21 protein-coding genes are annotated in these 20,008 nt (G+C 67.6%); 13 read left to right on the top strand and 8 right to left on the bottom strand.

What is annotated here, in order from left to right; translation table 11 throughout:
• Nucleotides 1-168 precede the first annotated feature (168 nt).
• The 7 genes from LCC91_RS11130 (at nt 169) to LCC91_RS11100 (ending at nt 5,185) form a co-directional block, all read left to right on the top strand.
• Nucleotides 169-597, top strand: coding sequence for a CopD family protein (locus tag LCC91_RS11130; RefSeq protein WP_058615817.1), 429 nt, complete (start codon nt 169-171; stop codon nt 595-597).
• Between the two features lie 7 nt (nt 598-604).
• The gene (locus tag LCC91_RS11125; RefSeq protein WP_224440929.1) at nt 605-1,750 is read left to right on the top strand and encodes a VanZ family protein; all 1,146 of its coding nucleotides are present in this window, start codon (nt 605-607) and stop codon (nt 1,748-1,750) included.
• Nucleotides 1,747-2,106 carry a (2Fe-2S) ferredoxin domain-containing protein gene (locus LCC91_RS11120; RefSeq protein WP_058615816.1) on the top strand — a complete coding sequence of 120 codons (360 nt, stop codon included), beginning with the start codon at nt 1,747-1,749 and terminating at the stop codon, nt 2,104-2,106. Before LCC91_RS11125 ends, LCC91_RS11120 begins: the two co-directional genes overlap by 4 nt.
• Nucleotides 2,107-2,124: 18 nt before the next feature.
• On the top strand, nt 2,125-2,760 hold the full coding sequence (locus LCC91_RS11115) for an alpha/beta hydrolase (RefSeq protein WP_058615815.1): 636 nt from the start codon (nt 2,125-2,127) through the stop codon (nt 2,758-2,760).
• A 151-nt stretch (nt 2,761-2,911) separates the two neighbouring features.
• A complete protein-coding gene (locus tag LCC91_RS11110; protein WP_058615814.1) occupies nt 2,912-4,045 on the top strand; it encodes a D-alanyl-D-alanine carboxypeptidase family protein in 1,134 nt (377 codons plus the stop codon).
• Between the two features lie 23 nt (nt 4,046-4,068).
• Nucleotides 4,069-4,374, top strand: coding sequence for a nucleotidyltransferase domain-containing protein (locus tag LCC91_RS11105; protein ID WP_043697888.1), 306 nt, complete (start codon nt 4,069-4,071; stop codon nt 4,372-4,374).
• A 205-nt stretch (nt 4,375-4,579) separates the two neighbouring features.
• Nucleotides 4,580-5,185, top strand: a complete 606-nt coding sequence (locus LCC91_RS11100; protein ID WP_082668298.1) for an OmpW/AlkL family protein — start codon at nt 4,580-4,582, stop codon at nt 5,183-5,185.
• Between the two features lie 205 nt (nt 5,186-5,390).
• On the opposite strand, the gene LCC91_RS11095 is transcribed toward LCC91_RS11100, so the two are convergent.
• Complete coding sequence (locus tag LCC91_RS11095) at nt 5,391-6,662, bottom strand: porin (RefSeq protein WP_224440928.1); 1,272 nt, start codon at nt 6,660-6,662, stop codon at nt 5,391-5,393.
• 430 nt (nt 6,663-7,092) lie between these two features.
• On the opposite strand from LCC91_RS11095, the gene LCC91_RS11090 reads away from it, so the two are divergent.
• The 3 genes from LCC91_RS11090 to LCC91_RS11080 all read left to right on the top strand — a co-directional run bounded on the left by LCC91_RS11090 (nt 7,093) and on the right by LCC91_RS11080 (nt 11,163).
• Complete coding sequence (locus LCC91_RS11090) at nt 7,093-8,097, top strand: porin (protein WP_043697891.1); 1,005 nt, start codon at nt 7,093-7,095, stop codon at nt 8,095-8,097.
• 240 nt (nt 8,098-8,337) lie between these two features.
• On the top strand, nt 8,338-9,351 hold the full coding sequence (locus LCC91_RS11085) for a porin (RefSeq protein WP_143898014.1): 1,014 nt from the start codon (nt 8,338-8,340) through the stop codon (nt 9,349-9,351).
• A gap of 258 nt (nt 9,352-9,609) precedes the next feature.
• Nucleotides 9,610-11,163: an ATP-binding protein gene (locus LCC91_RS11080; RefSeq protein WP_058615812.1), complete on the top strand. Its 1,554-nt coding sequence runs from the start codon at nt 9,610-9,612 to the stop codon at nt 11,161-11,163.
• A gap of 200 nt (nt 11,164-11,363) precedes the next feature.
• Here LCC91_RS11080 and phhA read toward each other — a convergent pair whose 3' ends face one another.
• From phhA to LCC91_RS11055, 5 genes are all read right to left on the bottom strand, one after another.
• Nucleotides 11,364-12,248, bottom strand: a complete 885-nt coding sequence (phhA, locus tag LCC91_RS11075) for a phenylalanine 4-monooxygenase (protein WP_058615811.1) — start codon at nt 12,246-12,248, stop codon at nt 11,364-11,366.
• Nucleotides 12,249-12,275: 27 nt separating this feature from the next.
• Nucleotides 12,276-12,584, bottom strand: coding sequence for a 4a-hydroxytetrahydrobiopterin dehydratase (locus LCC91_RS11070; protein ID WP_058615810.1), 309 nt, complete (start codon nt 12,582-12,584; stop codon nt 12,276-12,278).
• 24 nt (nt 12,585-12,608) lie between these two features.
• Complete coding sequence (gene hppD / locus LCC91_RS11065) at nt 12,609-13,712, bottom strand: 4-hydroxyphenylpyruvate dioxygenase (RefSeq protein ID WP_058615832.1); 1,104 nt, start codon at nt 13,710-13,712, stop codon at nt 12,609-12,611.
• 320 nt (nt 13,713-14,032) lie between these two features.
• A complete protein-coding gene (locus LCC91_RS11060; protein WP_143898013.1) occupies nt 14,033-14,416 on the bottom strand; it encodes a HepT-like ribonuclease domain-containing protein in 384 nt (127 codons plus the stop codon).
• The gene (locus LCC91_RS11055; RefSeq protein ID WP_058615808.1) at nt 14,413-14,703 is read right to left on the bottom strand and encodes a nucleotidyltransferase family protein; all 291 of its coding nucleotides are present in this window, start codon (nt 14,701-14,703) and stop codon (nt 14,413-14,415) included. Before LCC91_RS11055 ends, LCC91_RS11060 begins: the two co-directional genes overlap by 4 nt.
• A 162-nt stretch (nt 14,704-14,865) precedes the next feature.
• Here LCC91_RS11055 and LCC91_RS11050 point away from each other — a divergent pair, with 162 nt between their 5' ends.
• Nucleotides 14,866-15,342, top strand: a complete 477-nt coding sequence (locus tag LCC91_RS11050; RefSeq protein WP_058615807.1) for an Lrp/AsnC family transcriptional regulator — start codon at nt 14,866-14,868, stop codon at nt 15,340-15,342.
• 112 nt (nt 15,343-15,454) lie between these two features.
• Here LCC91_RS11050 and LCC91_RS11045 read toward each other — a convergent pair whose 3' ends face one another.
• The gene (locus LCC91_RS11045) at nt 15,455-16,237 is read right to left on the bottom strand and encodes an SDR family oxidoreductase (RefSeq protein WP_058615806.1); all 783 of its coding nucleotides are present in this window, start codon (nt 16,235-16,237) and stop codon (nt 15,455-15,457) included.
• 76 nt (nt 16,238-16,313) lie between these two features.
• Between LCC91_RS11045 and LCC91_RS11040 the strand changes: the two genes are divergently transcribed.
• The gene (locus tag LCC91_RS11040; protein ID WP_143898011.1) at nt 16,314-16,952 is read left to right on the top strand and encodes an MBL fold metallo-hydrolase; all 639 of its coding nucleotides are present in this window, start codon (nt 16,314-16,316) and stop codon (nt 16,950-16,952) included.
• 114 nt (nt 16,953-17,066) lie between these two features.
• On the opposite strand, the gene LCC91_RS11035 is transcribed toward LCC91_RS11040, so the two are convergent.
• Complete coding sequence (locus LCC91_RS11035) at nt 17,067-17,909, bottom strand: M48 family metallopeptidase (RefSeq protein WP_058615804.1); 843 nt, start codon at nt 17,907-17,909, stop codon at nt 17,067-17,069.
• An 80-nt stretch (nt 17,910-17,989) separates the two neighbouring features.
• Here LCC91_RS11035 and LCC91_RS11030 point away from each other — a divergent pair, with 80 nt between their 5' ends.
• Nucleotides 17,990-19,573: an AmpG family muropeptide MFS transporter gene (locus tag LCC91_RS11030; protein WP_201022720.1), complete on the top strand. Its 1,584-nt coding sequence runs from the start codon at nt 17,990-17,992 to the stop codon at nt 19,571-19,573.
• Nucleotides 19,574-20,008: the final 435 nt, after the last annotated feature.

Genomic DNA, 20,008 nt, shown 5'->3' with positions numbered 1-20,008 from the left:
GGAGAGCGGCTGAGGCCGCGCGTGCGGCAGTGGGCGGTCATCGCAGAACATGATCAGGACGGCATCGCAACCGCCAACGGCGACGGTGTCGCTGGTGGCGGGTGACCAGGCACCGCCTAACCCCGGCCATTGCCCGCGCCGCGGGCGGCTGGCTTACACTGCGCGGCCATGTTGTGGGTCAAAACCTTTCACATCGTCTTCATCGCGAGCTGGTTCGCGGGGCTGTTTTACCTGCCGCGCATCTTTGTCAACCTGGCGATGGTGGCCCCGGATAGCGTCGCGGAGCGCGAGCGCCTGCTGCTGATGGCGCGCAAGCTGCTGCGCTTCATGACGTTGCTGGCCATACCCGCGTTGGCGCTGGGTTTGTGGCTGTGGCTGGGCTACGGCATCGGGCGTGGTCCCGGCAACGGCTGGATGCACGCCAAGCTGGCCGTCGTGGTGCTGCTGATCGGCTACCACCACGCGTGTGCGCGGCTGCTGCGCCGCTTCGAGACCGGCACCAACCATCGCAGCCACGTGTGGTACCGCTGGTTCAACGAGGTGCCGGTGCTGCTGATGGTGATCGCGGTGGCGCTGGTCGTCGTCAAACCCTTCTGATCGGGGGGTGGCGTTGGCGCGGGTGGCGTCGCCGGGGCCAGCCGGTCGGCACGGGTCGCTGGCGTGGCCGCTGCTGCTGGGCTACACCGCGCTGGTCGTGTATGCCAGCCTGTTCCCGTTCGAGGGCTGGCGCGATCAGGGCGTGGCACCGTGGGCGTTTCTGAGCGCGCCGTGGCCGCGCTACTGGACGCGTTTCGACGTCATCGCCAACCTGCTGGGGTACGTGCCGCTCGGGCTGCTGGTGACGGTGGCGGTGGCGCGCTCGGGTTGGCCGCGCGCCGCCGCGGTGGCGGGCACGGTGGCGCCGGCCCTGCTGGCGCTGGGGCTGGAGGCGGCGCAGACCTACCTGCCACAGCGTGTGCCCTCGCAGCTCGACGCCCTGCTCAACGCCAGTGGGGCGCTGTTGGGCGCGGTGATGGCACATATCCTCCTGCGGCAAGGCGTCCTCGGCTCGTGGGGCGCGTTCCGTGCGCGCTGGCAGCAGCCCGGGGGCCATTGGGCCTGGCTCGTGCTGCTCGTGTGGCCGCTGGCGGTGCTGTATCCCACACCCGTACCCTTTGGCACCGGGCAGTTCTGGCCGCGGTTGGAGGCGGCGTTGTTGCGCATGTTCGAAGGGTCGGCTCTACAGGGGTGGCTGCCGCCGGCCCAAGTGTCTGCCCCTCCGCGGCCGTTGGGCGAAGCGCTGCTGGTGGCGCTGAGCCTGGCGTTGCCCGTGCTGCTGGGGTATGCGAGTGTGCGCACGCTCGGCCAACGGGTCGCCTTCGCGCTGTTGTTCGGTCTGGTCGCCTGGGGCAGCGGGGGGCTGTCGGCGGCCCTGTCGTTTGGCCCTGACAAGGCTTGGGCGTGGTTGACCCCCCAGGCGCAGCTGGGCCTGGTGGCGGCAGCGGGCGTGGCGCTGCTGGCACTGCCGCTGCCCTCGCGGGTGGCGGCGTTGCTCGCCGTGCTGTGCGGTGGGTGGGTATTGGGGCAGCTCAACCGCGTGCCCGACCCTGCCTATCTGGGTGAGTGGTTGCAGTCGTGGGAGCAAGGGCGCTTTAGCCGTTTCCACGGATTGGGGCAGTGGCTGGGTTGGCTGTGGCCGTGGGCGGCGCTGGCCGCCGCGGCGCGGCTGGCGCTGCGCCCGTCGGGGGGCGCCTACAATCGGCGTCCATGACCGCCGCCGACACCGCCCCCGAGCATCCGCCGTCGTACTACCGGCACCACATCTTCTTCTGCGTGAACGAGCGCGCCAACGGCGAGGCTTGCTGCGCCCAGCACGCGGCGCAGCAAGCATTCGAGCACTGCAAGGCGCGCGTGCGCGCGCTGGGCCTGGCGGGGCCGGGGCAGGTGCGGGTCAACAAGGCCGGCTGCCTGGACCGCTGCGCGGGCGGCCCCGTCGCGGTCGTCTACCCCGAGGGCGTCTGGTACACCTACGTCGACACGGCAGACATCGACGAGATCGTCGCGTCGCACCTGCGCGACGGCGTGGTGGTGGAGCGGCTGCGCCTGCCGCCCGACGTCGGCCGCTGACCGGGGGCTGTCGCGCCGATGAACGCGCAGACCGAAACCCGCACCATCCCGGGGCCGGCCGGCGTGCTGGAACTCGCCATCGACCGGCCCGCCGTGCCGCGCGCCGACGGCGGGGTGGCCGTCATCGCGCACCCGCACCCGCTTTACGGCGGTACCCTGCACAATAAGGTGGTGCAGACGCTCGCCCGGGCCTTTGTGCAGCAGGGCTGGGTGTCGGTGCGCTTTCACTTTCGGGGCGTCGGCGCCAGCACCGGCGTGCATGACCACGGCGTGGGCGAAGTGGACGACCTGCTGGCCGTGGTGGCGGCCTGCGCCCCCGTTGACGCGCCATTGGCGCTGGCGGGGTTTTCGTTTGGGGGTTACGTGGCGGCCGCGGGGGCGGCGCGGCTGTGGCCCGCGCGGCCGGTGCAGGCGCTCGTGCTCGTCGCGCCGGCGGCCAGCCGTTTTGCGATGCCTGCGCTGGCGGCGGAACTCCTGCCGCGCACGCTGGTCGTGCATGGAGAGGTGGACGACACGGTACCGCTGTCGGCGGCGCTGGACTGGGCGCGGCCGCTGGCGTTGCCCGTCACCGTCATTCCCGGCGGCGAGCATTTTTTTCATGGTCGCCTGCCGCTGCTCAAGGATTTGGTGGCGCGCCACCTGCGCGCGCTGTAGAGCCACGAGCGGGCACGGGGCATGACCCCAGCCCGGTTTTGTGCGGGGTATTCATCCCCCCATCGACGCGGGGGCTATTGCTGACAAGGGAGGTATTGTGTTGTTACATCGTTTGGGGTCTTGGTTGTTTCGATTCGGGTTGGCGCTGGCAATGGCCAGCGGCGTGGCGCAGGCGCAGTCGCCCACCCCGCCGGAGGTCGCCGCGCGCGCCTGGCTGCTGCTGGACGCCACCAGCGGCCAGGTGCTCGCCGCCAAGGACCCGGATGAGCCGGTCGAGCCCGCGTCGCTGACCAAGCTGATGACCGCGTATGTGGTGTTCGACGCCCTCAAAGCGGGCCAACTGACGCTGGAGCAGAAGTTCACCGTCAGCGAGCGGGCGTGGCGCATGCCCGGCTCGCGCATGTTCATCGAGCCGGGGCAGCAGATTCCGGTGGAAGACCTGCTCAAGGGCATGATCGTGCAGTCCGGCAACGACGCGACCGTCGCGCTGGCCGAAGGGGTGGCCGGCAGCGTCGAGCGCTTCGTCGAGCGCATGAACCGCCAGGCGCAGGCGCTGGGTCTGACGCGCACGCGCTACCAGAACCCCGAGGGGCTGACCGCGCCTGGGCACACCACCACCGCGCGCGATCTGGCGACGCTGGCGCTGCGGCTGATGCAGGATTTTCCCGAGTACATCGGCTACTACGCGATCCAGCGCTACCGCTACCCCGGCACGCCCGCGGCCAACGACACCAACCGCAACCTGCTGCTGTTTCGTGACCCCACCGTCGACGGCCTGAAAACCGGCCACACCGCCGCGGCGGGCTACTGCCTCGTGGCCACCGCGCGCCGGCTTGTGCCCGGGCTCGGCGACGGCCCTGCCGGACAGCGGCGGCTCATCAGTGTCGTGCTCGGCGCCGCCAGCGAAAACGCGCGCGCCGCCGAAAGCCAGAAATTGCTCAACTGGGGCTACACCGCGTTCGAGGCCGTGCGCCTGGCCGCGCCGGGGCAGCCGGTCGTGACCGCCCCGGTGTGGAAAGGCCGCGCCGACGAAGTCAAGCTCGGCCGCCCGCAGGGCGTCGTCGTCACTGTCCCCGCCGGACAGGGCAAGGGCCTGCGCACCGAGCTGGTGCGCCCGGACCCGCTGGTCGCGCCGCTCGTCAAAGGGCAACCCTTGGGCACGCTGCGCGTGCGCACCGCCAGCGGCGAGCCGGTGGCGGAAGTCCCGCTGCAGGTGATGGAGACCGTCGAAGAAGCCGGGTTGCTCGGGCGCCTGTGGGGCGCGCTGCGGTTGTGGATACGCTGAGGGCTGGGGCGTGTCATCAGCGCATGCGGTTGACCCCCGAAGAACGCGAGGTGTTACGCGAGACGGCGCGGCGCCGGTTTGGCGCCGCGGCGCAGGTGCGGCTGTTCGGCTCGCGGCTGGACGACAGCCGCCGCGGCGGGGACATCGACCTGCTGATCGAAACCCCCTTGACCGACCCGGCGGCCATCGTGGATGCCCACCTCGGTTTTCTGGCCGACGTGTATTCTCGGCTGGGCGAGCGCAAGGTGGACGTGCTGATTGACTACCCCGGCCGCCAGACCGATGCGCCCATCTACGCCATCGCCCGCGCGCAGGGGGTGTTGCTGTGAAGATGGCCTAGCCCGAACTCGAGCGGCTGCGTCAGGTGCGCAACCGCCTCATCCACGAGTACTCGCGTATCGGTCGTTCACGCGGCTGTGGCGGCGGCGTGCAGCCCTTTTGACCTCGATCAAGCCACGGCGGCTGCGGTTCGGGTGCAATGGCGGCGGGGCGTATGCCCTGCATGACCTCGTCTATCTGAAACCGGAGAAAAGCATGAATTACACAGGTTGGTGGCGCGCGGCCACGCTGGCCGCGCTGGTGGGGGCATCGATGGGCGCGCACGCGCAAGCCGTGGATGCCGGGACGTTGCTGGTGCGTGCCCGCGCGGTTCACCTCGACCCGGCCAACGACAACAGCAACCCCGCCACGCCCGTGTCGATCAACAGCAAGTGGCTGCCGGAAGTGGACTTCACCTACTTCTTCAGCCCCAACTGGGCGGCCGAGCTGATTTTGACCGTGCCGCAGAAACAGCGCGTCTCGCTGGCCGGAGCGCAGATCGGCACACTCAAACACCTGCCGCCGACACTGACGCTGCAATATCACTTCCCGATGTCGGGATTCCGGCCCTACGTCGGCGCAGGCATCAACTACACGCGCTTCAGCAGCGTCAACCTCCCGGCGGGGCTCAGCATCGACCGCAACAGCTGGGGTGGCGCGCTGCAAGTGGGCGTCGACATCCCCGTCGGCAAAAATATGGTGCTCAACTTTGACGTGAAAAAAGTCTACATCCGCACCGACATCCAGGCGGGCGGGGCGCACCTCGACCGCTTCAAGGTCGACCCCGTCCTGGTCGGGGTCGGACTGGGATGGACCTTCTGAATGGGACGAGGGCCGACCGGTTGACCGATCGGCCCCTTGCTTGACGGCACCACAGAAACGCTGGGGTTTTCGCATTCTCCCTCTCGACGGGTCGAAGAGGGGAAGGTAAAACCAAGCCGTGCCGCCGCCACGAGCCCGGAGCGCCGGGGGCTGTCGTCCCCGGCGCAGGGCCTGTGGTGTCGCCCGTTGTGCCCCCGCTGCGCGATCAGAAGCGGTGACGGATGCCCAGGGCGATGCCGGTGCTGTCGGTGCCGGCCGAGCGCGTCACGCCGCCCAAATAGCCGTTGCCGCCCGGGGCTGCCTGCCCGTTCTTCCGGTTGTCGAAGCGCACCACCACCGCGTTGAGGTCCGTGCGCTTGGACAGCGCGTAGGTGTACGCCACCCCGTACGAGCGCGCATCCGCGTCGTACGACGTTTTTTCGTTGCGGTTGGTGTAGGCCACCGTGACCGTGTGCGGGCCGGAGGTGATGCGGTAGCCGATGTTGAACAGGTCGAAGCGCTGCTTGAGCGCGTTCATGTAGGCGGCTTGAACGGCGGCCGCGGCCGGTGCCGGCACGCCCCCGGCCGTCAGCGTCGCCGCCAGTGTGGACAGGTTACTCGGGTGGTCGTCCTTGTGGCGCGAGTAAACCGCGCTGAGTTTGCCCGGGCCCACGTTGACCCAGCCGCCCACCGTCGTGGTGGTCAGGGACTTCTGGCCCACCTCGTTGTTGCGGGTGTTGTAGCCCATGCCGACGGCGTAGCCATCGCCCTTGTACATGCCCATCAGGCCCACGAAGCGGCTGTTGCTGCTGGAGTTGCCCGTTTCGCCGAAGCCGTACATCAGCGAGGCGGTGATGCCGCCCGTCTGGACGCGGTATTGCAATGCGTTATTGACGCGGATGTCGAACCCGGCGGGGATGGCGGCGAGCTGACCCGCCGCCAGCGCGGACTGTGTCTGCATCGCGTCGAACTCGGCGGAGACCTCGTAGTCCGGCGTGTACATGCGGCCCGCGAGCACCGCGCCCACCGGTGTGATCAGGCCCACATACGCCTGGCGGTCGAACTGGTTGTTGTTCAAGTTGACACCCAGCGTGCCGTTGGCGATGTTGGCGTTGACTTGATTGACGACGGGAGCCAGCGCGGCTGGCAAATTCAGTGCCGCCGGGGTGGCGATGCGGTCGGGCACCTGGGTGCCGGAAATGGGGCGATTGGAGAGGCTGCCCGTGTCGACCTCGAAGCGGCTCTCCAGCGTGAAGATCGCCTTGTAGCCGCCGCCCAGGTCTTCGGTGCCCTTGAGGCCCCAGCGTGAGCCTTCCATGATACCGCTGGCCAGTTGCGTGACAGAGCCCTGGCGCAGGCCCGTCACGTGCGTGATACCGGCGTCCACCAGCCCGTAGAGCTGGACGTTTTGTTGGGCGTGGGCGCTGACCGCCGCCAAGGCGGCCACGGCTGCCACGGGCGTCAGTTGCAGCATGCGGTGTCGCATACGGGGTGTCATGTTGTCGAACTCCTTGCAAATGGTGGGGCTGTGGTATCGGGTCAGGGGCTTTGCGATCCCCACCCTATCGTAGTCCCCGGTCAGGGCTTTGTGCGAACGGTCGTTCGTTTTTTTGGCGTAAAAACCACAGGGGTTTTCCCGGAGGCGGTGCGTGCGAGCGGCGTTCCGTGTGATTTTGACTTGCGTGTGCCGCTGGTACGGCCTTGGTGCGGCGTGCCACAAGGGGGAGGGGACCACGTTGTATGGGGGCAACACTTCTGTAAAGAAAATGTAAAGAGAAAGGGGCGCAGGGGGGGTTATCGCTACAATCAAATCGTGTTGCGGTGCGGTATCAATCCAGCGGCTGCCCCATATAGCCTGCGGGGCTGCTTCGTGTGGCGTCGTTGGTGCGCCTAAACACTCCGATAACCAACACTCCAAGGTGAAGCACATGAAAAAATCGTTCGTTGCGCTGGCGGTGATGGCCGCGGCGGGTGCTGCGATGGCGCAGTCGTCTGTTCAGGTCTACGGTATCGTCGATGCATGGGTTGGCTCCGAGCGTTTGCGCGTCGACAATGGCAACGGCCTGGAGGGCGAGCGTCAGACCAAGGTCGACTCCGGCGGCATCAGCGGTAGCCGCTTCGGCTTCAAAGGCAGCGAAGACCTGGGCAGCGGCCTGAAGGCCAACTTCCTGTTGGAGCAAGGGTTCGCCGTGGACGACGGCTCGACCGAGGCAGGGCAAGCCTTCACCCGCCAAGCTTACGTTGGTTTCTCTGGCGGGTTTGGTGAAGTCAAGCTGGGTAAGGTCTGGACGGCCTACGACGACATCAGCGGCGCGACCAACAGTGCGTTCGACTCCAAATTCTCGGCGACGTCCAACGTCTTCGTGAGCAACGGCTACACCGCCAATCCGAAGAACGGTGTGTACTACGCCACGCCGGTGGTGAGCGGCTTCAGCGGTGCGTTCAGCTACGCGCTGGGCGAGGACAAATCCGCCGCCAAGAGCGCCTCGAAGATCTATGCGGCGCATGTTAAGTACGAGAACGGTCCTGTCTTTGCGGGTTTGGCGTACCAGCGTGAAGACAGTGGCATTGCAGGCGATCCTGCGGTCAAATTCATTCGCCTCAACGGCTCGTATGATCTCGGTGCCGCCAAGCTGCTGGCCAGCTATGGTCGCGTTGCTTCGGGTGACACCAAGGCCAACGAATATCACATCGGCGTTGACGTGCCGCTGGGTGGCAACCTGACGCTCTCCGGTGGTTACGCGTACTCCAAGGTGAAGGATGCCGGCGTCACCGAGGGCAAGGGTAGTGGCTGGGGCGTTGCCCTGGGCTACAACCTGTCCAAGCGCACGATGGCCTACGCTGGCGTCAACAACACCAAGTGGAAGGACGGCGTTGGTGCCGTCGTTGGTAAGTATGACCTGTACGCAGTGGGCGTGAAGCACACGTTCTGATCGCCCGGTGCCGCCGCACCCGCTCGTGGTGCGGCGTCTCAGACCTCTGGCCGGCCAGCGCAACCCTGGCCGGTTTTTTGTTGCATGCGCGCAACGTTTTGGGGTGGCCAGCATGGGATTCGTTGGCGACGTGGGCGGGGTGTGTTGTAATCGCGCTAGCCCTTGCACGACAAGGGTGCGGTGTTCTCCAGCGGTGCACCCAAGGGGCACCAACATCACCATCTGCACAGGAGTGTGTTCATGAAAAAATCCCTCGTCGCACTGGCCGCGCTGGCCGCTGCCGGTATCGCTTCTGCTCAATCGTCGGTCACGCTCTACGGCGTGGCGGATGTTTGGTTGGGTTCCACCAAGACGGAAACCTTGCAAGGCGGTGTGCTCACCGGTGTTCGCCAAACCGTTCAAGGCTCGGGCGGCTACAACGGTAGCCGTTTTGGTCTGCGTGGTACCGAGGATCTGGGTGGCGGTCTGAAGGCCAACTTCGTGCTGGAGCAGGGCTTCAACATCGACACCGGTGCGCAAGCTTCCGCTGGTTTGCAATTCAACCGTCAAGCCTTCTTGGGCCTGGCGGGCGGCTTTGGTGAAGTGCGGTTCGGTCGCCAATACACGGCGTACGACACGCTGCGTGCCGCGACCAACAACAGCTTCGACTCCTCGTTTGCCACCACGGGTACCGTTTGGGGCAAAGGCGTGGCGGACTACGGCAATCGCCGCGACAACCAAATCACGTACATCTCGCCGGACTTCTCGGGCTTCAGCGGTGCGATCACCTATGCCCTGGGTGAAAACAAGACCGCGACGAGCAGCGCGACCGACACCACCGCGTTCCACGTCAAGTACGCGGCGGGTCCGTTGCTGGTGGGCGCGGCGTACCAGCAAGAAGAAGTGAGCAACACGGTCGACCGCACCTACACGCTGCTGGCCGGCTCGTACGACTTTGGCGTGGCCAAGCTGACCGCGGGCTACAACCGCGCCAAGCTCGACATGGGCGGCAAGGACAACGAGTACCAGCTCGGCGTCGACTTCCCCGTGGCGAGCAACGCCCGTATTGCGGTGGGTTATGTTCACGCCAAATACAAGCTGGCCAATGGTGCCAGCAACGGGAAGGGCAACGGCTACACGATCACGGGTTACTATGATCTGTCCAAGCGCACCCGCCTGTACGCCGGCCTGAACAACTACTCGGTCAAGAACGCCGCTGGCGTCAAGACCGAGAAGGGTAACCTGTACGCCGTTGGCGTGCGCCACAGCTTCTGATCGGTCATGTCCGCCACCCGCTAGCTGGGTGGCGTTGTTCATGCAACAACCCCGCCCGCCGTGGCGGGGTTTTTTCTGGGGCAGTCGGTCCGCGGCAGCGCGGCGGTGCGGGCACGTTGCGCGGCAGCAATGTGTTGGCCCCGGGCGTGGGCTGGTACCAACTGTCGGTTCGTTGCGCGGCGATGGATAATTGCGACGATGTATCCATAAGCCCAATGTATGGGTGTGGGTTGCCCAGCCGACCGCCATGATCCGCTCATGACCCGCCGTAAGCTCCCGATTGGCATCCAGACCTTTCGCGAAATCCGCGAAGAGGGCTGCTACTACGTCGACAAGACGCCGTATGCCATCAAGCTCATCGAGCAGGGCAAGCACTACTTCCTCTCCCGGCCCCGCCGCTTTGGCAAGAGCCTGTTTCTGGACACGCTGGCCGAACTCTTTTCCGGTAACCGGGCCTTGTTCGAGGGGCTGTATGCCGAAGCCCACTGGGACTGGTCGGTGCGCTATCCGGTCATCCGCATCAGTTTTGCGGAGGGACGTTTGGAAAGCCGCGAACAGCTCGACCAGCGCATCTGGGACGTGCTGCGCCAGAACCAGGAGGCGCTGGGTGTGACCTGCCCGCCAGGGCTGGATATTCCGGGCTGCTTTGGTGAGCTGATTCGCCGTGCCGAGCGCCAGTACGGCCAGCGCGCGGTCGTCCTCATCGACGAGTACGACAAGCCGATTCTGGACAACCTCGGCGACAAGGCGGTGGCCGCCGCGATGCGCGAGGGCTTGCGCAACTTGTACTCCGTCCTCAAGGGGCAGGACGCGCACCTGCGCTTCGTGTTCCTGACGGGTGTCTCGAAGTTCAGCAAGGTCTCCATCTTCTCGGGCCTGAACAACCTGGAAGACATCACGCTCGATGCGCGCTACAGCGCGATTTGCGGCTACACCGACGCCGACATCGACACCGTGTTTGCGCCGGAGTTGGAGGGGCTCGACCGCGAGGAGATTCGGCGCTGGTACAACGGCTACGGATGGCTCGGCGAGCGGGTGTACAACCCGTTTGACGTCTTGCTGCTGTTTTCCAAGCGGAGTTATCGCGCCTGGTGGTTCGAGACGGGCACGCCCACGTTTCTCGTGGAGCTGCTCACCAAACGGCACACCTTCACCCCGAAGCTCGACGCGCTGGTGGCGGACGACCAGTTGCTCGGAGCGTTCGATGTCGAGCACATCGCCACTGAGGCCATCCTGTGGCAGACCGGGTATCTGACCATTGTGGCCGAAGAGCGGCTCGGGCGGCTGTCGCGCTACCGGCTGGGTTACCCGAACCTCGAGGTGGAGTCCGCCCTCAACAACGCGCTGCTGACGTGCCTGCTGCCCGAAGCCCAGCAAGCGGTCGAGCTGTCCCTGCCCCTGTACCGGCTGCTCGTGGCGCTGGACTTTGACGGCCTCAAAGCCCACTTCGAGAGCCTCTACGCCTCCATCCCCGCCGACTGGTACCGCAACAACCCCATCACACAGTACGAGGGCTACTGGGCCAGTGTCTTTTACTCGCACATCGCGAGCCTCGGCTTGGACCTCACACCCGAGGACGTCACCAACCAGGGGCGCATTGACCTGACGTTGAAGCTCGACGGTGCCATCGTCGTCATCGAGTTCAAGCGCATCGCGGGCGAAGAACCAACCGGCGAAGCCATCGCCCAACTGAAGGCCCGCGGCTACGCGGACAAGTACCGCGCGGACGGACGCCCCGTGTATCTGCTGGGCGTGGAGTTCAGCGCCGAGCGGCGCAACGTCGTGGGCTGGGATTGGGTTGCGGTGGGGTGAGCTGTTGCGGCGTGGGGGGTGGAGCGCGCCGTTTCGGCGTAGCCATGCCTTGGGGGCTCCACGGGCGAGGCGTTTTGTCGTGTCTGGTGCCTTAAAGGGCCGGTGCCGCCCGCTGAGAGGTGCCGGATGGCGGCTCGTAGGACGCGCGGGGCGGCGCGAGATCGCGCCGTTTCGTTGCGGACGTGGGGCTGGATGTAGGCTCAAGCCATTGGTGTCATTTTCGCCCGGTGATACCGCCCGTCACCGCGCGTGATGACGTCATCCTCCGGCAGCACGGCGTCCGGCGGGAGCGGTTCCAGCCGCGCGACGCGTTCGTACAGTGGCGTGAAGTCGATCTCGGCGAGCCGCAGCAGGTCTTCCAGCCGGTCGAGCACGAAGTAGGTCTGCTGGAAGTCGTCGATGCGGTAGCGCGTGCGCATGACGCGCTCCAGCGCGAACGCGATGCGGTTCGGCGAGGGGGAGTCGAGGCAGAAGACGCTTTCCGCCGCGGAGGAGACGATGCCCGCGCCGAAGATGCGCAGGCCCCCGTCCTCGCGCACGAGGCCGAATTCCACCGTGTACCAGTACACGCGCGCCAGCATTTCCAGCGCGCCCAGGCGCTGCGCGCGCAGGCCGCCGACACCGTAGGCCTGGATGAAGTCGGCCATCACGGGGTTGAGCAGCATCGGCACATGCCCGAAGACGTCGTGAAAGACGTCCGGCTCCTGCAGGTAGTCGAGCTGGTCCGCGCGGCGGATGAATTGCCCGGCGGGAAAGCGCCGGTTGGCCAGGTGCTCGAAAAAGACGTCGTCCGGCACCAGGCCCGGGACGGCCACGACCTGCCAGCCGGTGTGGCGCATCAGCACGTCGGAGAGCGCCTCGAAGTTCGGGATGCGGTCCGGCTCGATCGGCAGGCGCTGCATGCCGTCGACGAACGCGGCGCAGGCGCGGCCGGGCAGCAGCGCCATCTGGCGGCGGTACAGCGTTGCCCAGGTGGCGTGCTCTTCGGGGGTGTAGCGCTCCCAGTGCTGGGGGATGGTCCAGTCGGGGCTGGCGGGACGGCCGGCCTCGCCCGCCGCCCAGCCGTGCAAGGCGGTGGTGTCCATGGGGTGTCTCCTCTGGGGGGGCGGCGCTCAGGTGGGCTCGGCCCCGGCGGCGGACGCGGCGGCGTCGATCCAGCGCGCCAGCGCCACGTCGCGCTCGGTCAGCCCCCCGGCGTCGTGGGTGGTCAGCGTGATGTCCACCCGGTGGTAGACGTTGCTCCACTCCGGGTGGTGGTTGCGGCGCTCGGCCTCGAGGGCCACGCGCGTCATGAAGCCGAAGGCCGCGTTGAAGTCCGCAAAGCGCAGCGCGCGCCGGATGGCGTGGCGCTGCGGGTCGAACGTCCACGCCGACAGCTGCGCCAGCGCGGCGGTGAGTTCGGGGCCTTCGAGCTTGTGCATGGGTTTCCCTCGCGTGGTGTCGTGTCAGGCGGTGGCGGGCTCGACCTTGAGCGTGCCGCGGCGGATCTGGTCGCGCTCCAGGCTCTCGAACAGGGCCTTGAAGTTGCCTTCGCCGAAGCCCTCGTCGTTCTTGCGCTGGATGAATTCGAAGAACACCGGCCCGAGCACCGGCTGGCTGAAGATCTGCAGCAGCAGGCGTTTTTCACCGTCGCGGGTGTTGCCGTCGAGCAGGATGCCGCGCGCCTGCAGCTCGCCGACCGGCTCGCCGTGGCCGGGCAGGCGCTCTTCCAGCATCTCGTAGTAAATGTCGTTGGGCGCGGTCATCAGCGGCACGCCCGCCATCTGCAGCGCGTCCACACTGCGCAGGATATCGTCCGTCAGCAGCGCGATGTGCTGGATGCCCTCGCCGTTGAACTGCATCAGGAACTCTTCGATCTGCCCGTTGCCGCCGGAGCCACCCTCTTCGTTGAGCGGGATGCGGATCTTGCCGTCCGGGGCGGTCATCGCGCGGCTCTTCAGCCCGGTGTATTCGCCCTGGATGTCGAAGTAGCGTATTTCGCGGAAGTTGAACAGCCGCTCGTACCACTGCGCCCAATACGCCATGCGGCCGCGGTAGACGTTGTGCGTCAGGTGGTCGATGACCTTGAAGCCGTGGCCGACGGGGTGGCGGCTGGCGGGGTCTTCGAATTCGGGCAGGAATTCGAAATCGATGTCGTAGATGCTGCGGCCGTCCTCGAAGCGGTCGATCAGGTACAGCGGTGCGCCGCCGATACCCTTGATGGCGGGCAGGCGCAGCTCCATCGGGCCGGTGGGGATGTCGATGGGTTGCGCGCCCAGCTCCAGCGCGCGGTAGTAGGCCTTGTGCGCGTCCTTGACGCGAAAGGCCAGACCGCAGGCGCTCGGGCCGTGCTCCTGCGCGAAGTAGTCCGCGAGGCTGCGCGGCTCGCGGTTGAGGATGAAGTTGATGTCACCCTGACGCCACAGCTCGACGTCCTTGGAGCGGTGGTGCGCCACGAGGGTAAAGCCCAGCGCGGTAAAGAGCGGCTCCAGCACGTTGGGGCGGGGCGAGGCGAACTCGACGAACTCGAAGCCGCACAAGCCCATGGGGTTGTCGAACAGGTCAGCCATGATCAGCACTCCGGTGGGATATTGGATGCCGAGAGCTTATGTCCGTGTCACCGCAATGGGTTTGCGTCCGAGACCGGGAGAAACCCGCGCCCGTGCAACAATCTTGCGCTGTCCCGCTGGGGTTGTGCTCGAAGGCGCACAGCCGCCCGAATTCGGGCTCGTCAGACCCCTCATGGCTGCCACCGAAGCCAAAAGGCGCTTGCCGCGGGTTGAGCGGTCGCGGACGACCCGCCCGATGCGACGGCGGGCGATCAGTCGGTCGTGGATGTTCGCGTGCCGGAAGGGTTGGTGCGAATCGGGGCGTCGCGCGTCGGCGGTGCTCACGGTGCGAGCCCGGTGTCGCCATGGTTGATTTCGTCGACCAGTTTGCGCACGTGTTTGTGCAACGCTGGAAGGTCGCGGTGAATCGTCCTCCAGACGATTTCGAAGTCCACTTTGAAGTAGCCGTGGGCAACGGCGTTGCGCATCTGGTAGGCAGAGGACAGCGGAAGCTCCGGGTGGGAAGTTGCGAACTCGGGGTAGTGCTTCTCGATGTTGTTGCTGGCCTCCCCGATGATCTCGATGTTGCGGATCACGGCGTCCTGTACCAACTCGTTGTTCAGGAAGGCCATTTCGTCCATGCCATCGGTGTAGCGGTCGATGCGTTCGATGGCCTCTGCGATGTGCGCAAGGTAGTCGGCAAGGCGCTGCGGGTCTCGGGTCATACCGGACGGGCCTGCGCGAGCACCGCAGCCCGGAATTTGTCGGGCAGGGCGTTGGGCGTCAGAACGTCCACCGGCACACCGAGCAGTTTGCGGAGTTCGTGGCGGATCGCGCCGATGTCAAACAGGGTCATTTCTGGCGTCGGGTCAATGAGGATGTCCAGATCGCTGCTGTCGGTGTCCTGACCGCGCAGGACAGAGCCGAACACGCGCGCATTGTGGGCGCGGTGAGACTCGACCACGTGTCGAATCGCGGCACGGTTCGCTGCCAAGGCTTCAGAGGGTTTCACGTCATTGATCCCCGCACAAGCAATCCCCGCGCCAGCACCAATACCTTGTTGATCATAAACTGACGCAGCCCACGGAGCAACGGCGATGTTTGCTTATCGCGATATATGGCTGCTGTACCGAGACGGACGTCGGGCTGGGGCGGTATGTGAAGGAGTGAAGTGATGGGGAACGACGCCACGCTGGACGCGATGGACCTGCGCATCCTGGCTTGCCTGCAGGAGGATGGCCGCATCAGCAACCAGGCGCTGGCGGATGCGGTGCAGCTCTCGCCCGCGCAGTGCAGTCGGCGCCACCGTCGGTTGGAGGAGCTGGGGCTGATCCGCCGCTACGAGGCGCGGCTGGACGCGCCGCGCCTGGGGCTGGGGGTGACGGCCTTCGTGCACGTGACGATGGAGCGCGGCCACATCCGCGAGGTGGAGCGCTTTCGCGAGCGGGTGCGCGACATGGCACAGGTGCAAGAGTGCTACGCGGTGACGGGCGACTTCGACTACGTGCTCAAGGTCGTGGCGCAGGACCTCAAGCGCCTGTCGGATTTCCTGCTCGGCACGCTGGCGCAGTTGCCGGGCGTCAACGGCGTGCGCTCTAGCGTCTGCCTGGACGAAATCAAATGCACGAGCGCGCTGCCGCTGCGGTCGTGACAAAGGGGGCTGTTCCAGCCGGTTGCGTGTTGCGGCATCGACCCTCGCCGTGGCCGATTGCGCTGTCCGCACCGCTCATCGCGGGAATGTTTGTGCGGGGTGGGGTTGCGCTTCACCCCCGCCCGACGAACGGCATCTTGGTGGCCATGACGGTGGCAAAGAGCACGTTCGCCTCCAGCGGCAGCCGCGCCATGGTCATGAAAGTCTGCACCACGGCGTCCATGTCCATGCGCGCCTCGGGCCGGACGCTGCCGTCGGCCTGCAGGACGCCGGCGGCCATCGCCGTCGTCATGTCGCTGGCGACGTTACCGATGTCGATCTGGCCCACGGCGATGTCGAACGCACGGCCGTCCAGTGCCGCCGCTTTGGTCAGCCCCGTGATGGCGTGCTTGGTCGCGGTGTAGGCGATCGAGCCGGGGCGCGGGGTGTGGGCGGAGATGGAGCCGTTGTTGATGATGCGTCCGCCGCGCGGGTGTTGCTCGCGCATCAGCCCGAAGGCCGCGCGCAGGCAGTAAAACGCCCCGTTGAGGTTGGTGTGCACCGCGCGGTGCCAGTCGTCCAGCGCCAGCGCGTCGGGCGTGGCGGGTGGGGTGAAGATGCCGGCGTTGTTGAACAGCAGATCGAGCCGTCCGTGCGTCGCGCGCACCCTGTCGAACACCGCCCGCACCGCGGCGGGGTCGGTGACGTCGGCCGGTGCCACGTGCGCGCGCGCGGCTGCGCCGGGCTGGGCGGCGTCGGCCTCGGCGGCGGTGGCCTGCAGCGCGTCGGCACGCCGGCCGACGAGCCACACGGTCCAGCCGTCGTGCAGCAGGGCGATCGCGCAGGCGCGGCCGATGCCGCTGCCGGCGCCGGTGACCAGCGCGATGCGGGCGGGGGACGATGGGTGCGGTGCCATGGGCCGGATTGTCGCGCATAGTGCGCGTGTGGGGGGCGTCGGTGTGCTCGTCCATGTCCACCCTACAATGCCCGCCATGCTGCGCTACCAGACCATCCCCGTCACGCCGTTTGCCCAAAACTGCTCGCTGGTGTGGTGCGACACGACGCGCGAGGCGGCGGTCATCGACCCCGGCGGCGATCTGGACGATGTGCTGGCGCAGGCCGAGCGGCTGGGGCTGGACCTGCGGCAGATCTGGCTGACGCACGCGCACATCGACCACGCCGGCGGCGCGGGCGAGCTGGCCGAGCGCCTCGGGTTGCCCATCATCGGCCCGCACCCCGGGGACCAGTTCTGGATCGACGCCCTGCCGCAGCAAAGCCGCATGTTCGGCTTTCCGCCGGCGTGGGGCTTTGCGCCCACGCGCTGGTTGCACGATGGTGACACGGTGACGGTGGGCGCGTGCGCGCTGCAGGTGCGCCACTGCCCGGGGCACACGCCGGGGCACGTGGTGTTTTATTCGCCCGAGGCCAAGCGCGCCTTTGTTGGCGACGTGCTCTTCGCCGGCAGCATCGGCCGCACGGATTTCCCGGGCGGCGACCACCAGCAGCTGATCGACAGCATCACGCAGCGCCTGTGGCCGATGGGCGACGACACGGTGTTCATCCCGGGCCACGGGCCGGAGAGCACGTTCGGCCGCGAGCGCCGCACCAACCCGTTCGTGGGGGGCACTTAGCCCGGCGCTTTCGCGCACATGCGGTGCGCACCGGGTGCGGCCCTCGGTCGGGTGCAAGCTTTGGCGCGCGGCACGCGCCGGCTGGCTTTGCCCCGCGAGGCTGAGGAAAGCGGCTCAGCCCGCCCGGCGGGCCTGCTCGTACAGCGCCTCGACTTTGGGGATGTTGGCTTCCAGCTCGCGGATGCGGTTGGGGCCGCTCGGGTGGGTGGAGAGGAACTCGAGTCCGTTGTCGCCGGCGGCGCGGGCCATTTTCTGCCACAGCGTGACGCTGGCGCGGGGGTCGTAGGCACCGCGCGCGGCGAGTTCCAGCCCGACGAGGTCGGCCTCGGTTTCGTCCTCGCGGCTGAACTTCAGGCTGAGCAGCTGGGTGCCGAGGTCGGCCGCGAGCCGCCCCAGGTCACCCAGCCCGAGCAGCTGTGTCCCCAGCGACAGACCGAAACCCGTGACGTACGTCTTGGCGATGCGCTCGCGCGCGTGCTCGCGCAGCGCGTGCGCCATCTCGTGGCCCATGACCATCGCGGCCTCGTCCTCGCCGAGCTGGAGCTGGTCGAGGATGCCGGTGAAAAACGCGATCTTGCCGCCGGGCATGCAAAACGCGTTGATCTGCTTGCTGGCAATCAGGTTGACTTCCCAGCGCCACCGGCGCGCGCGCTCGTTCCACGGCAGTGCGTGGGGGATGAGGCGGCGCGCGATCGCGCGCAGCCGCCGCACCTGGGGGTGGTCGTCTGGCGCCAGCGCCCCCTTGGCACGCGCTTGCGCGAGCATTTGGGCGTACTGCTGCGCGGCCGCGCCCTCGAGCTGCGTGGCCAGCACCAGTGTGCGCGCCCAGGACGGCGGACCGACCTCCACCTGGGCCTGGGCCGGCACCAGCGCAGCCGCGCCCGCGGCTGCGGCGGCCGCCCGCAGAAACCCCCGTCGCGCCAACGGGCCCCTTCGCGCATCACACAGCCAGCACATGCGCACATCATAGGCACAATCGGCGCTGGCCCTGCGTGACCCGATGTAACGGTTGTCACCGATTTCTGCTGCTGTCTGCCATGTCCTCTGCCCCCGCCTCCGCGCCGCCGACCGATCCCGCCCCCGCCGCCCCCACCGGCTGGCGGCTGCTGTGGGACTGGCGCGTGGCGGTGATGGCGGCCTTGGGGTTTTCGGCGGGGCTGCCGTTGCTGTTGATTTTTTCGTCGCTGTCGTTGTGGCTGGGGGAGGCGGGCGTCGAGCGGCGCGCGGTGACGTTTTTCAGTTGGGCGGCGCTGGCATACTCGTTCAAGTTCATCTGGGCGCCGCTGGTGGACCGGCTGCCGCTGCCGGGGCTGACGGCGCGGCTGGGCCGGCGGCGCGCGTGGCTGCTGCTGGCGCAGCTCGGGGTCGTCGGGGCGATCCTCGGCATGGCCGCGACCGACCCTGCCCAGGGGTCGGCGGCGCTCGCGCGCATGGCGGCGTTCGCGGTGCTGCTGGGGTTCATGTCGGCGACGCAGGACATTGTCATCGACGCCTACCGCATCGAGATCGCGCCACCGGCGTGGCAGGGCGTGCTGTCGTCGGCGTATATCGCGGGGTATCGCGTCGGCATGGTGGTGGCCGGCGCGGGGGTGCTGTTTCTGGCGTCGGCGTGGGGGTCGAGCAAGGGCGCCTACGACTATGCGGCGTGGGGCGCCGCCTACGCGACGGCGGCGCTGGCGATGGCGGTTGGCCTGGTGGCGACGCTGGTCGCGCCGGAGCCGCGGGTGCCGCAGGCTGCGGTGCCCCGCCCGTCATCCGCCCACGGCCGGCTGCTGGCGGTCTTTTTGTGCGCGGTGGCGGCGTTCGTCGCGGTGTTTTGGGGCGTGGGGCAGGGATGGGAGCCGTCGGAGGCGGGGCAGGCCACCCGCGGGCCGTTGCTGACGCTGGCGCTGGAGGCGCTGCGGCTGGCGCTCGCGCTGGCGGCGGCGTTCGGCTTGGGCGCGTTGTTGGTGCGCGCGGGGGTGGCGAGCCGCGACGCGGCGCGCGAGACCTGGGTCGAGCCGGTGCTGGCGTTCTTCGTGCGCCATGGCTGGGCGGATGCGGTGCTGCTGCTGGCGGTGGTGGGCCTGTACCGCATCTCGGACATCGTGCTCGGCGTCATTTCCAACGTGTTCTACCAGGACCTGGGGTTTTCCAAGCCGGACATCGCCACCGCGGTGAAGACGTTTGGCGTCGTCGTCAGCATCGCGGGTGGTTTTCTGGGCGGCGTGCTGGCGACGCGGCTGGGCGTGCTGCGCGCGCTGTGGTGGGGGGCGGTGCTGTCGGCGCTGACCAACCTCGGGTTCGTCGCGCTGGCGCTCGTCGGGCCCGAGCGCGCGATGCTGTACGCGGTGGTGGCGGCGGACAACCTGGCCGCGGGCTTTGCCAGCGCGGCGTTCGTGGCGTTTTTGTCGAGTTTGACGCAGGTGCGCTTCACCGCGGTGCAGTACGCAATCTTCAGCTCGCTCATGACGCTGCTGCCGAAGGCGTTGGGAGGCTATTCGGGCGGCATGGTCGATGCGCTGGGGTACCCGGGCTTTTTCGTGCTGACGACGCTGCTGGGCGTGCCGGTTCTGGTGTTGGTGTCATGGGTGGGACGCCGTATGGCGAAGCCAGCGTCAGGCAATGTGCCGACCGCATGAAGGCACCGACGGCACGTGTCGCGCGGGCCGTGGGTGGGCGGCGCGGCGAGTCGCGCTGGGCTTTGGGGAACACCCCGGGGCCAAATGCCATCGCGGCGACCTCTCCTCCCCCAAATGGGGGAGCCGCCATCGCGCATTTTGATCATACAATGCTTTTCAGCGCTGTCACACGCTCATCGCCCCGCTCATACACACACAACTAACGGGGCGTTCGTGGATCGACACGGCCCCGGATTGCACCGGGGCGTGTCGGCCTCCCACGGGGCCGGTGACAGCAGATGACCCGTCACCACGGTGGCGGTTCCGGCACGGTTCCCAACGACGTCCTGATGGACTTTTGGCCGCCCGGGCGTGTCGCCCGGGCGGCCGATTTTTTGCCAATTTTTTCGCGGTCGGTGCTATCACGGGTCGCGGGCGATGGCCACGGCGGTGGGC

This window comes from Tepidimonas taiwanensis, from assembly GCF_020162115.1.
GTDB classification, from domain to species: Bacteria; Pseudomonadota; Gammaproteobacteria; order Burkholderiales; family Burkholderiaceae_C; genus Tepidimonas; species Tepidimonas taiwanensis.
Note: the sequence above shows the minus strand (reverse complement) of the source record. Positions and strands in the feature narration are given on the sequence as shown.

Coding starts and splice junctions, on each gene's coding strand:
- LCC91_RS11100 (WP_082668298.1), top strand. CDS start 4,580: ATGAATTACACAGGTTGGTGGCGCGCGGCCACGCTGGCCGCGCTGGTG.
- LCC91_RS11045 (WP_058615806.1), bottom strand. CDS start 16,237: ATGGCACCGCACCCATCGTCCCCCGCCCGCATCGCGCTGGTCACCGGC.
- LCC91_RS11035 (WP_058615804.1), bottom strand. CDS start 17,909: ATGTGCTGGCTGTGTGATGCGCGAAGGGGCCCGTTGGCGCGACGGGGG.
- LCC91_RS11110 (WP_058615814.1), top strand. CDS start 2,912: ATGGCCAGCGGCGTGGCGCAGGCGCAGTCGCCCACCCCGCCGGAGGTC.
- LCC91_RS11115 (WP_058615815.1), top strand. CDS start 2,125: ATGAACGCGCAGACCGAAACCCGCACCATCCCGGGGCCGGCCGGCGTG.
- LCC91_RS11085 (WP_143898014.1), top strand. CDS start 8,338: ATGAAAAAATCCCTCGTCGCACTGGCCGCGCTGGCCGCTGCCGGTATC.
- LCC91_RS11090 (WP_043697891.1), top strand. CDS start 7,093: ATGAAAAAATCGTTCGTTGCGCTGGCGGTGATGGCCGCGGCGGGTGCT.
- LCC91_RS11060 (WP_143898013.1), bottom strand. CDS start 14,416: ATGACCCGAGACCCGCAGCGCCTTGCCGACTACCTTGCGCACATCGCA.
- hppD (WP_058615832.1), bottom strand. CDS start 13,712: ATGGCTGACCTGTTCGACAACCCCATGGGCTTGTGCGGCTTCGAGTTC.
- LCC91_RS11130 (WP_058615817.1), top strand. CDS start 169: ATGTTGTGGGTCAAAACCTTTCACATCGTCTTCATCGCGAGCTGGTTC.
- LCC91_RS11070 (WP_058615810.1), bottom strand. CDS start 12,584: ATGCACAAGCTCGAAGGCCCCGAACTCACCGCCGCGCTGGCGCAGCTG.
- LCC91_RS11105 (WP_043697888.1), top strand. CDS start 4,069: ATGCGGTTGACCCCCGAAGAACGCGAGGTGTTACGCGAGACGGCGCGG.
- LCC91_RS11120 (WP_058615816.1), top strand. CDS start 1,747: ATGACCGCCGCCGACACCGCCCCCGAGCATCCGCCGTCGTACTACCGG.
- LCC91_RS11030 (WP_201022720.1), top strand. CDS start 17,990: ATGTCCTCTGCCCCCGCCTCCGCGCCGCCGACCGATCCCGCCCCCGCC.
- phhA (WP_058615811.1), bottom strand. CDS start 12,248: ATGGACACCACCGCCTTGCACGGCTGGGCGGCGGGCGAGGCCGGCCGT.
- LCC91_RS11040 (WP_143898011.1), top strand. CDS start 16,314: ATGCTGCGCTACCAGACCATCCCCGTCACGCCGTTTGCCCAAAACTGC.
- LCC91_RS11080 (WP_058615812.1), top strand. CDS start 9,610: ATGACCCGCCGTAAGCTCCCGATTGGCATCCAGACCTTTCGCGAAATC.
- LCC91_RS11050 (WP_058615807.1), top strand. CDS start 14,866: ATGGGGAACGACGCCACGCTGGACGCGATGGACCTGCGCATCCTGGCT.
- LCC91_RS11095 (WP_224440928.1), bottom strand. CDS start 6,662: ATGACACCCCGTATGCGACACCGCATGCTGCAACTGACGCCCGTGGCA.